General features: G+C 41.8%; 9 protein-coding genes and 3 pseudogenes. 2 read left to right on the plus strand and 10 right to left on the minus strand.

The window, feature by feature from the left end; genetic code table 11:
* Positions 1-10: 10 nt before the first annotated feature.
* The 4 genes from rnz to miaA are packed head-to-tail and all read right to left on the minus strand — an operon-like array spanning position 11 to position 3686.
* Entirely contained in the window at positions 11-940 is a 930-nt protein-coding gene (rnz, locus tag M1F37_RS02035) for a ribonuclease Z (protein ID WP_247934518.1), read from the minus strand.
* 14 nt (positions 941-954) lie between these two features.
* Positions 955-1578 (minus strand): cystathionine beta-lyase, encoded by a 624-nt coding sequence (locus M1F37_RS02040; protein ID WP_247934519.1) that lies wholly within the window; start codon positions 1576-1578, stop codon positions 955-957.
* The gene (gene hflX / locus M1F37_RS02045) at positions 1571-2809 is read right to left on the minus strand and encodes a GTPase HflX (protein ID WP_247934520.1); all 1239 of its coding nucleotides are present in this window, start codon (positions 2807-2809) and stop codon (positions 1571-1573) included. Before hflX ends, M1F37_RS02040 begins: the two co-directional genes overlap by 8 nt.
* Complete coding sequence (gene miaA, locus M1F37_RS02050; RefSeq protein WP_247934521.1) at positions 2802-3686, minus strand: tRNA (adenosine(37)-N6)-dimethylallyltransferase MiaA; 885 nt, start codon at positions 3684-3686, stop codon at positions 2802-2804. Before miaA ends, hflX begins: the two co-directional genes overlap by 8 nt.
* Positions 3687-3806: 120 nt before the next feature.
* Here miaA and M1F37_RS02055 point away from each other — a divergent pair, with 120 nt between their 5' ends.
* Positions 3807-3977 carry a DUF3042 family protein gene (locus tag M1F37_RS02055; RefSeq protein ID WP_001051780.1) on the plus strand — a complete coding sequence of 57 codons (171 nt, stop codon included), beginning with the start codon at positions 3807-3809 and terminating at the stop codon, positions 3975-3977.
* A gap of 168 nt (positions 3978-4145) precedes the next feature.
* Here the strand turns inward: M1F37_RS02055 and M1F37_RS02060 are convergent, their stop codons facing one another.
* The 5 genes and pseudogenes from M1F37_RS02060 to pabB form a co-directional block, all read right to left on the minus strand.
* On the minus strand, positions 4146-4985 hold the full coding sequence (locus M1F37_RS02060) for a thymidylate synthase (RefSeq protein ID WP_247934522.1): 840 nt from the start codon (positions 4983-4985) through the stop codon (positions 4146-4148).
* Positions 4986-5085: 100 nt separating this feature from the next.
* On the minus strand, positions 5086-6045 hold the full coding sequence (locus M1F37_RS02065) for an ROK family glucokinase (RefSeq protein ID WP_247934523.1): 960 nt from the start codon (positions 6043-6045) through the stop codon (positions 5086-5088).
* Between the two features lie 117 nt (positions 6046-6162).
* Positions 6163-6849, minus strand: a pseudogene (locus tag M1F37_RS02070) (excalibur calcium-binding domain-containing protein); the annotation flags it as partial.
* Positions 6850-6907: 58 nt separating this feature from the next.
* Positions 6908-7006 (minus strand): annotated as a pseudogene (locus tag M1F37_RS02075) (alpha/beta hydrolase); the annotation flags it as partial.
* A 93-nt stretch (positions 7007-7099) separates the two neighbouring features.
* On the minus strand, positions 7100-8833 hold the full coding sequence (pabB, locus tag M1F37_RS02080) for an aminodeoxychorismate synthase component I (RefSeq protein ID WP_247934525.1): 1734 nt from the start codon (positions 8831-8833) through the stop codon (positions 7100-7102).
* 149 nt (positions 8834-8982) lie between these two features.
* On the opposite strand from pabB, the pseudogene M1F37_RS02085 reads away from it, so the two are divergent.
* Positions 8983-10351: pseudogene (locus M1F37_RS02085) on the plus strand (transposase).
* A gap of 166 nt (positions 10352-10517) precedes the next feature.
* Here M1F37_RS02085 and M1F37_RS02090 read toward each other — a convergent pair.
* Positions 10518-10944: LPXTG cell wall anchor domain-containing protein (locus M1F37_RS02090; RefSeq protein WP_247934526.1), on the minus strand; the 427-nt coding region annotated here is incomplete at its 5' end.

Raw genomic sequence — 10944 nt, forward strand, 5'->3', positions numbered from 1 at the left:
TCTCAATCTTTTAGATTTCCACTTCTTCCAAGTCTTTGACCACATGAACATTTTCAAAAATCGTTGCCGCATCTTTCTTGAGCTTGCTGATATCTTTTGAGAGGAAACGTGCGCTGATATGGTTGAGTAAGAGTCGTTTGGCACCTGCTTCTACTGCCACCTGCGCTGCCTGCATATTGGTTGAGTGACCATGATTGCGGGCAATTTTTTCATCACCCTTGCCATATGTGGACTCATGAACCAAGACATCGGCATTGACAGCCAGACGCACACTGGCATTGGTTTTTCGGGTATCACCTAGAATTGTGATAATCTTACCTGGACGTGGTGCAGAGATATAATCTGCTGCCTTGATTTCAGTCCCATCTTCGAGCACAACGTCCTGACCGTTTTTGATTTTTCCAAAAAGTGGGCCAAATGGGACACCTGCCGCCTTGAGTTTTTCAGCATCCAACGTTCCTTCAAGGTCCTTTTGCATGACACGATAACCAACACAGAAAATCGTATGGTCCAACTCCTCTGCATACACCGTGAATTTATCGGTCTCAAGGATTTTTCCTAGAGAATCTTGGTCAAACTCATGAAAATGAATGCGGTAGGGTAGGCGAGAACCTGACACACGAAGACTAGTTAAGATAAATGACTTAATCCCTTGAGGTCCATAGATTTCCAAATCCGTCTGCTCTTCATTGGCTTGAAAGGCACGACTAGAGAGAAATCCTGGCAATCCAAAGATATGGTCTCCGTGTAGGTGAGTGATAAAGATTTTGCTGACCTTACGTGGTCGAATCGTGGTTTCTAGAATGCGATTTTGCGTTCCTTCGCCACAGTCAAAAAGCCAAACTTCGTTAATCTCATCCAAGAGTTTCAGGGCGAGACTGGAGACGTTGCGGGCTTTAGAGGGCTGACCTGCCCCCGTTCCTAAAAATTGAATATCCATTCGATACTTTCTAATTAATCAATATATAACATGGCTGTGCGATTTTCCGATCGGAAATAACGTTTGCCAGAAAAAGCAGCAGCTTCTTGCAGTAAATCCTCTTGGCTGTATCCTTTGAGACGTTTGCGACCATCAGTCAAGCTTTCCAAATCAGTCAAAGCTGTAAGACTTTCCACGCTCACAACTTCCTCGTCCCCTACAACCTTCATGTAAATCTTGCCAGACTCTTCAAAGACGAGTTGATGGGGGAAAATTTGTGCAATCTCAAAGAGCAAGTCTTCCGAAATAACCTCTTCATTTTCAGAGAAAATCCGACCCAGACCCTCACTCTCATAACAAAAACCAAAGGATTTGCCAGATAGGTTAAGACGAATAAAGGGTTTATTTTCTAGGGTGAAACTAGGTTCAGCATTGTAAAGATTCAGTTCATGACTGAGTTCCGCAAAATAATCGGTCGCTGCTTCAGGACTCTTTTTCTGGTAGAGTTCTGCAAAATAGGCATTGACGACACTTGGTGGAGGTGTGATGAGGGCTAGTTGCTCCTGCTCTGATTTACCAGCTAAAAGCTGATCTAGATATACCTTGTCAAGGCTAGTATAGCCACCATATTTGAGGGCTAATGATTTGATATCAGTCATAAAATTCCTCTAATCTCCATTTGTTTCTCTCTGCAATGTAGCCTGTGATGACTTCACCATCATCTTGGTAGTCTCGTTCTTCAAGAATCGCAACACTTTCTAAATCATGAATCTTGTAGGACTTGGAAAAAGGCACGCGCAGGGTAAAGGCTTCAAAAATTTCCTTGATTTTATCTAGCAGTATAGCCTGCAAGTTCTCACGACTATCCTTAGACTTTGCCGAAATCAGCACATATGGCGTTTGAGTTGGCGTAAAATCCTCCACCAAATCCGCTTTATTATAAAGGGTCAGGCGAGGAATATCCTCCATATCCAAGTCTTTCATGATGGAAAGAACTGTTTTTTCATGTTCCTCGTGGTAAGGATTGCTGGCATCAATAACATGAACCAGAAGGTCCACATGCTTGCTTTCTTCCAAGGTTGACTTGAAACTGGACACCAACTCTGTCGGCAAATCTTGGATAAAACCAACGGTATCTGTTAAAGTTACTTGGAGATTTCCCCCCAGATGGATACTCTTAGTCGTCGCATCCAGAGTCGCAAACAACTCATCAGCCTCATACTGAGTCTTACTAGTCAATGTATTCATGATAGTTGATTTCCCAGCATTGGTATAACCAATCAAACCAATCTTAAAGGTACTAGACTCCAAACGTTTTTCTCTGACAGTCGCCCGATTTTTTTCAACCACCTTGAGCTGGCGCTCGATATCCGTGATTTGATTGCGAACACTACGACGGTTCAGCTCCAGCTGGCTTTCACCAGGTCCACGGGACCCAATTCCCCCTGCCTGACGGCTGAGCATAATCCCCTGACCAACCAAACGAGGCAAGAGATATTTGAGCTGAGCCAAATGCACTTGAAGCTTTCCTTCATGGCTTCGAGCCCGCATGGCAAAGATATCCAAAATCAACTGCATACGGTCAATGCCCTTGACACCTAAGACTTCCTCAAGATTAACATTTTGGCGAGGTGTCAGACGGTTGTTGACAATGACAGTGGTAATTTCTTCAGCATCCACCATTTGAGCTATTTCTTCCAACTTACCAGAACCGACAAAGGTCTTAGAATCGTATTTTTCGCGTTTTTGTCTGTAGCTATCGACTACGACCGCTCCAGCTGTCTTGGCTAAACTAGCCAGCTCTTCCATGGAGAGGTCAAAATTATCCATACCTTGGAGTTCAACTCCAATAAGCAGGACTCGTTCCTCTTTTTTCTCCGTTTCAATCATTTAAAAACTCCTCAATCTGGTTTAAAATACGGTCTTTTACACCAGATTCTCCTATCTGATAAAAGGTCACCTGCATGCGGTTACGGAACCAGGTCAACTGACGCTTGGCAAAACGACGAGTCGCCTGTTTGAGACTTTCACTAGCTTCCTCCAAGGTCTGCTCCCCACGGAAATACGGAAAGAGCTCCTTGTAACCAATTCCTTTAGCAGCCTGCACATCAGGATAATGCTCAAAAAGCCACTTGGCCTCATCCAAAAGCCCAGCCTCAAACATCAAATCCACTCGATGATTGATTCGTTCATATAATTGACTGCGCTCATCATCCAAGCAGATAATCAGCGGTTCATACAAGGTCTCTTGATTCTCCAAATCTTGACCAAAATGGGCAATTTCCAAGGCACGCATAGCACGACGACGATTAAACTGGGGAATCTCAAGACCTGCTTGCTCCACAAGATGAGCTAGTTCCTCATCTGAAAAGGGCTCTAAACTAGCTCGATAGGCTAAAATCTTCTCGTGAGGTGTCTCCCCACCTAGATGGTAGCCTTCTAGCAAGCTCTGGATATAAAGTCCAGTCCCACCAGCAATAATAGCTAGCTTACCACGACTGTGAATATCCTCAATAGCCATCTTAGCTTCTGAAACAAAATCAAAAGCCGAGTAAGACTCGGTTACCTCTCTAACATCAATTAAATGATGGGGAACAGCTGCCTGTTCTTCTGGACTAGCCTTGGCTGTCCCAATATCTAGCCCTCGGTAAACCTGCTGACTATCACCACTAACCACTTCGCCATTAAAACGCTTGGCCACTTCAATGGCAAGGGCTGTTTTTCCAACAGCAGTCGGTCCAACTATCACAATTATTTTTGTTTTCATCTTTTTTCCTTGAAAAATTCCCATTTTTTCGTTACTATTATTATAACACAAAAAGGTCAGTCAGAAAAATGTGACCTCTTGAGGAGGCTGGCTGATTGAGAATATAAAGGAGGAAGACTCATGGCTAAAGGATTCGCTAAAGGTCTTGTAACAGGTGTCGCAGGAACTGTCGCTGCAGTTGCAGGTGCAGTATACGCATTCAAAAAGAAAGTAATCGAACCAGAAGAGCAAAAAGCAGCTTTCATCGAAGAAAACCGTAAAAAAGCAGCTCGTCGTCGCGTATCACGTTAAGAAACAAAAGAAGTTGGGATTTATTTTCTCAACTTCTTTTTCTATTCTTTTATAATCAATGAAAATCAAAGAGCAAACTAGGAAACTAGCCGCAGGCTACTCAAAGTACAACTTTGAGGTTGCAAAAAGGGCGAAGCTGACGTAGTTTGAAGAGATTTTCGAAGAGTATTAAATAGCTAGGTCAAACTTCAACTGTGGCTTGACAGGGTCATAATCCACCAACTCAAAATCTTCTGCTCTAATATCAAAGAAATTGGTCCCATCTGGTACATTTAAGACCAAACGGGGTTGGCAATTTGAAGGCTCACGACGAAGCAATTCTTCTGCTTGTTCAAATTGATTGTCATAGATATGGAGATTGTTGATAAAGTAGAAGAACTTCCCAACCTTCCAGCCAAAATGCTTGGCAATCATCATTTGAAGAGCTACGTACTGCATAGCATTAATGTGGTGAGCAACCAGCATGTCGTTAGAACGCTGGGTCAAGGTCGCATCCAGATAAATTTCCCCGTCAACTCGACGGACATCAAACATGGTCTGGAAGGCACATGGAAGAAGCCCGTCTGTCTCCTCAAAAGCCTGATAATCCCAAAGAGAGATGATATTACGACGGTTCCAAGGATTAGCTTCCAACTGCTTAAGGATTTTGTTGATGATGTCATGCTTCTTAACAACGGCACCATAGCGCTCACCAATAGTTCCTGTATCTCCCACTTCCCAGTCATTCCAGTAGTGAACATTGTACTTGTCATTAAGCACTTCTAAGCTATTAGACTGGTCTTGGTAAATCCAGAGCACTTCCTTGATAGCTGATTTGATAGCGATAGGGCGCAAGGTCGTGATGGGGAATTCTCCTTTAGATAAGTCATACTCGGCAAAGGCACCCGTTACGTACTTAGAATTGGCAACTGTCCCATCCTTGTACTTAGGACGAGCCTGCTCTGAGAAAACACCGTCTTTGAGGATTCGTTCAATATTCTCTTTAAAAATTGTATCTGCTTTTGTCATTTACTCTCACCTCATTTATTGTCCTAACTAGTATAGCATAAAAAAGAAAAGAGGAACATTACTAACTCTAGGTTAGCATTTTTCCTCTTTTATTATTATTTTATTGCAATACAAGTGATGCTGCTCCGATAACTCCAGCGTCATTTCCTAGAGTTGCAAGAGCTAATTTAGTAGATGTGCGTACTTGTGGGAAGGTATTTTCATCATAGACTTTTTGAACACCTTGTAAAAGGAATTCTCCCGCAGCGGATACACCACCACCGATGACGATTGTTGATGGGTTTAGGATTGAACCGATGTTAGCACAAGCGATTCCCAAGTAACGTGAGAAGTTACGGTAAACAATCAAAGCAAGGTCGTCTCCCTCTTTTGCAAGGTCAAAGACAGTCTTAGCAGTTACTTCTTCTCCATTATCAATCAAGCGTTTCAAAGCTGCATCGCCTTCGTATTCATCCGCATAACGACGAGTCAAGTTGACAATACCTGTTGCTGAAGCCACTGTCTCAAGGCAACCTTTCTTACCGCAAGTACATGCGATTGGTTGATCAAAGTCAACAGTGATATGGCCAAGCTCACCTGCTGCACCAGCAACACCATGAAGCAATTTGCCTTCAGCGACAATACCGCCACCAACACCAGTACCGAGTGTCATAAAGACAACATCTGGTTGGTTATCACCAGCACCCATCCAACGTTCACCAAGAGCAGCTACGTTGGCATCATTATCGATAAAAAATGGAATACCCACGGCTTTTTCAATCTTTTCTTTGATTGGTTGAAGGGTTTTCCAGTTGAGGTTGTAGGCACCGATAACAGTCCCTTTTTCACGGTCAACCACACCTGGTGATCCCATCCCAATACCTTGGAAGTCCGCTGCTGTCAATCCAAGCAAGTCCAAACGATGTTGAATAGACTCAATCATATCATCTACGATATGACTTCCCTCATCCAAAATGTTGGTCTTGATAGACCATTTTTCTTGGATTTCTCCTGCTGTTGTCAAGATTGCAAATTTGATAGAAGTTCCACCAAGGTCAATCCCAATAATCTTTTGACTCATCATATTCTCCTTTTTCATTGTTTAGTAATTGAAAATGCTTACAGATATAGTATAACAAAAACTAATCGTTTATGCAAAGGTTTGCATTAGCTTTCTGGATTTTATCCTGACTTATGGTTTCCAAAGACCTGAAGCATCTACGTAGTAACGTCCGCCATCAACTCGCTCATTCTTAGCCATTTTACCATCTGATTTCAAATAGTAGTTTCCTTGCCATGCATTCTTTGCATAAGAACCATCTGATTTCAAGTAATACCAAGCTTGATAAGAAGAGTCATAAACCCACTCACCTTGTGCCATTTTACCGTTTGGTTTAAGGTAGTAAGCTCCTTGCCATGCATTCTTTGCATAAGAACCATCTGATTTCAAATAATACCAAGCTTGATAGGAAGAATCATAAATCCATTCGCTCTGGGCCATTTTTCCGTCTTCTTTCAGGTAATAGCTTCCCTGCCAAGCATTTTTCACTGGATTTCCATTTCCATCAAAGTAATACCAAGCTCCATCCTGCTTAACCCAACCACTTGTTGTGGATGAAGTTGTATCAGTTTGAGTTGTAGGCGCTTGTTTTGCTTTGAAAGCACCCTTAGGAGCATTCTTCAATTCGCAAGCCACTCCATCATGATCGCGGTCTAACTTGGCAGAATAACCAGGTTCTCCCTCGTGAATATCCGAATATCCATTCGCCCAAGCTTCTTTACAGCTAGAAAAATGAATGTTTTCTTCTGCTAACACAGGTTGTGAAAACAAGGCTAAAACCGGTAAGGTAGCCAGACTCATTTTTAAAAATAGACGTTTGTTCATTTCTTTCTCCTATAACAATGTTATCGATTTCAATATTATTTTATCAAACTTATTTCAGCAATTCAAGAGTCTTTGTAAGCCTATCCTTCGTTTGATTCCGAACTTCTTTCCAACTCTCTGCTGACTGCCCTAACCCGTGTAAAAATATTAGTTTCATTTAGTTCTCCTCAAAGCTTATACTCTTCGAAAATCTCTTCAAACCGTGTCAGCTTAGCCTTGCCGTACTCAAGTACAGTCTGCGGCTAGCTTCCTAGTTTGCTCTTTGATTTTCATTGAGTATTAGTTCATACAAGCCTCTCACTGCATTACAGCCATAAATAGCTTCTGCTTGGACTAAATCTGCCAAGGTCAAGACTTTCTCTTCTATCTGTCCTGTTTCTAGTAAATACTGGCGATAAATTCCTGGTAAGATACCAAATCTGATAGGCGGTGTGTAGAATTTACCAGAGATTTTCAAAACCAAATTTCCGATAGAGGTTTCAAGCAGTTCTCCTGACTTATTGTGGTAAATCTTCTCTTGTTCCCCTAGGTTCAAATGCGGTCTATGAGTTGTTTTAAAGTAGGTAAATGCTTGCTGCAAATTGGATTCCTGAAGGCAGAGTTGTGCTTGACAAAAGCTTGTACTGAGAGGTGTTAGTACTTGACGACTGAGTTTTATCTCTCCAGACTTGCTAAGGCTGATTCGTAAGCGGTAATCTTGATTAATGTCACAAGACTGACACTCCTTCTCTATCTCTTGTCTCAGTTCTTCTGGGTCAAAAGGATAAGCAAAATAACGACTAGCTTTTCTTAATCTTTCCAGATGTTGTTCTTCAAACAGCAAATTCTTCTGGCTGATTTTACCTGTAGTAATCAGTTGGAAACGAGCTTGTTTACGATAGAGAACTGCTGCCTTTTGATGAACCTCGCGGTATTCAGATTCCCAAGTGCTATCCCATGTAATGCCTCCGCCAACTCCATAGATGGCTTTCCCTTGATGCAGTTGAATAGTCCGAATAGCAACATTAAAAATCCGTTGTCCATTTGGAAGCAAGAGACCAATCGTTCCGCAGTAGACCCCACGCGGTTGTAGCTCCAAGTCCTTGATGATTTCCATAGTCGCAATTTTCGGAGCTCCTGTGATGGATCCACATGGAAAGAGAGAGCGAAAGATTTCAACAAGGTCAACATCTGGTCGTAACTGACTCTTGATAGTCGAAGTCATCTGCCAAACAGTCGAATACTGCTCCACTTGACAAAGGCGCTCTACGTGCTCACTTCCAACTTCAGAAATACGGTTCATGTCATTGCGCAAGAGGTCCACAATCATCATATTTTCAGAGCGATTTTTAGGGTCTTGTTCCAACCAACTAGCCTGCCCTAAATCTTCTTGGTCAGTTACCCCACGCTGAGTCGTTCCCTTCATTGGTCGCGTTGTCAACTCGCGGTCATTTTGCTCAAAAAAGAGCTCTGGGCTCATGGAAATCACTGCCATCTCATCATGTTCCACATAGGCATTGTAGCCTGCCTCCTGCTCTACCACCATACGATTGTAGATGGCAAAAGGATTAGCACTTAAGTCTTGCTTGAGTTGGACGGTGTAGTTGACCTGATAGGTGTCTCCCTGCCGCAAATGATGATGTACCTGTGCAATAGCCTTTTCATAGTCCTCTGCAGACGTTACTTCCTGCCAATTTGAAGGCAAATCAATTTCATCATAAATCAGAGGAATAGGGGATGCTTCTACACTATCATGAACCGTAAAGTAGAGCAGGTACTCTGCCAGTAAAGGAGCTTTATGAACTGCTAATTTCTCCTCAAAAGCAGGTGCAGCCTCATAGCTGACATAGCCCACCACATAGTAGCCTTGCTCTTGATAGCTTTCCACTTGTGCCAGCAAATCTGCCACTTCTGCTAAATCTCTCGTTTTTAACTCTTTAATCGGCCGGGTAAAGGTGTATCTCTCCCCCAAAGCCCTAAAATCAATCACTGTTTTTCTATGCATATCTTAAGTATAGCACAAAATAAGAGGCTATATAACATTTGTAGTGGGTAAATCTCCTATGAATATTATGGAGCCTATTTTGTTGTAGAAAAAAAGTCCCATAAAATCTATAATGAAAAGCGACAAAACAACTCATTAGAAAGAATCATATAGAACAATTACATTTTAGAACAAAACTACTCGATATCAAAGATCCTAACATCCAAATTATGGATATTGTTAATAAGGGATACACACAAGGAAATCATAGCTAAACTGGATTATGAGGCCTCATCTTGTCCTGATTGCGGAAGTCAAATGAAGAAATATGACTTTCAAAAAACGTCTGAGATTCCTTACCTTGAAACGACTGGCATGCCTACTAGAATCCTCCTTAGAAAGCGTCGTTTTAAGTGCAATCAGTGCTTGAAAATGATGGTGGCTGAAACTTCTATCGTCAAGAAAAATCACCAAATTCCTCGTATCATCAATCAAAAGATTGCTCAGAAGCTAATTGAAAAGACTTCTATGACCGACATTGCTCATCAACTTTCCATCTCAACCTCAACTGTTATTCGCAAGCTCAATGACTTCCGTTTTGAGCATGATTTTCTCGTCTTCGTGAGATTATTTCTTGGGACGTTGAAATAGTCAGGGGAGTGACTGTTTCAATCGGGAAATGAAGATGAGTTTCATTGCGCAAGATTTTGATAATCTCAATATCATCACTGTTCTTGAAGGTAGACCACAAACTGTTATCCGAAATCACTTTCTTAAATATGATAGAGCCGTCCGATGTCGAATGAAAATCATCACCATGGATATGTTTAGCCCTTATTATGACTTAGCTAGACAACTTCGCTTTCGAATTTCTAGGCTCAGGCTGAAACAGTCTTCCAGACTGTTTCACTCCCGAATGCAAAAATCGTTCTGGATCGCTTTCACCCTTCCTTATTATATTTCTAAACTCAGGCTAAAACAGTCCACTGGACTGTTTTACTCCAACACTTAAGCCGTGCCATGAATCGTGTGCGTGTCCAAATCATGAATTAGTTTCATCGAAAATCTCATGAATACAAGGCTATCAAGCGCTACTGGAAGCTCATTCAACAGGATAGTCGTAAACTCAGTGATAAGCGATTTTATCGCCCTACTTTTCGCATGCACTTGACCAATAAAGAAATCCTAGGCAAACTATTGAGCTATTCAGAAGACTTGAAAGACCACTATCAGCTCCTGCTTTTTCACTTTCAGAATAAAGAGCCTTACAAATTTTTCGGACTCATTGAGGACAATCTAAAGCAGGTTCATCCTCTTTTTCAGACTGTCTTTAAGATATTTCTCAAAGACAAAGAAAAGACTATCAACGCCCTTCAATTACCCTATTCCAACGCAAAATTGGAAGAGATCAATAATCTCATCAAACTTATCTAGCGTAATGCCTTTGGTTTTCGGAACTTTGAAAACTTCAAAAAACGGATTTTTATCGCTCTGAACATCAAAAAAGAAAGGACGAAATTTGTCCTTTCTCGAGATTAGCTTTTTTTCAACCCACTACCGTTGACAAAGAACCTCTCTTTCTTACTTGTTTTAGATGATTGTAGCATAGTTCTATCCTTAAGACAAGCATCAAAAAACTAGTACATCATTAAATGCACTAGTTTTTGATTAGAAAGTTGATTTCCTTACTACTTTACAGAGCTGATTAATCTTCTTTCTTTTTGCGAGCCACAAGCCCGAATCCACTCAAGACACCTAGCAAGCCTAGAGCAGCAAGGCTTGCATTGTCCTCAGTACCAGTGTTTGGCAATTGAGGAGCCGTCTTAACTGTTTCTTCGACTACAGGAGCTGGTTTAACAGGAGTTTCTGGAACTTCTGGTTTCTCTGGTTCTGGAGTTGGCTTTGGATCTGGGGTTGGTTCTGGATCCGGAGTTGGCTCTGGATCTGGAGTTGGTTCTGGATCTGGAGTTGGCTCTGGATCTGGGGTCTTAACTTTTTCGTAGACATGTTCTGTGTCGCCGTTTGGAAGCTTCTTAGTCTCTACGAAGCGGTAGCCTGGAATGTCTTTCTTAGGTTGTTCGCCATCTTCACTTGGATTTCCTGGAATTTCGTTTCCTTCTTTATCCTTGAAT

The sequence above is a fragment of the Streptococcus mitis genome, from assembly GCF_023109105.1.
Lineage (GTDB): Bacteria > Bacillota > Bacilli > Lactobacillales > Streptococcaceae > Streptococcus > Streptococcus mitis_BW.

Bases quoted from the DNA above. Each gene is read 5' to 3' on its own strand.
- rnz (WP_247934518.1), bottom strand. From the start codon at position 940: ATGGATATTCAATTTTTAGGAACGGGGGCAGGTCAGCCCTCTAAAGCC.
- M1F37_RS02040 (WP_247934519.1), bottom strand. From the start codon at position 1,578: ATGACTGATATCAAATCATTAGCCCTCAAATATGGTGGCTATACTAGC.
- hflX (WP_247934520.1), bottom strand. From the start codon at position 2,809: ATGATTGAAACGGAGAAAAAAGAGGAACGAGTCCTGCTTATTGGAGTT.
- miaA (WP_247934521.1), bottom strand. From the start codon at position 3,686: ATGAAAACAAAAATAATTGTGATAGTTGGACCGACTGCTGTTGGAAAA.
- M1F37_RS02055 (WP_001051780.1), top strand. From the start codon at position 3,807: ATGGCTAAAGGATTCGCTAAAGGTCTTGTAACAGGTGTCGCAGGAACT.
- M1F37_RS02060 (WP_247934522.1), bottom strand. From the start codon at position 4,985: ATGACAAAAGCAGATACAATTTTTAAAGAGAATATTGAACGAATCCTC.
- M1F37_RS02065 (WP_247934523.1), bottom strand. From the start codon at position 6,045: ATGAGTCAAAAGATTATTGGGATTGACCTTGGTGGAACTTCTATCAAA.
- pabB (WP_247934525.1), bottom strand. From the start codon at position 8,833: ATGCATAGAAAAACAGTGATTGATTTTAGGGCTTTGGGGGAGAGATAC.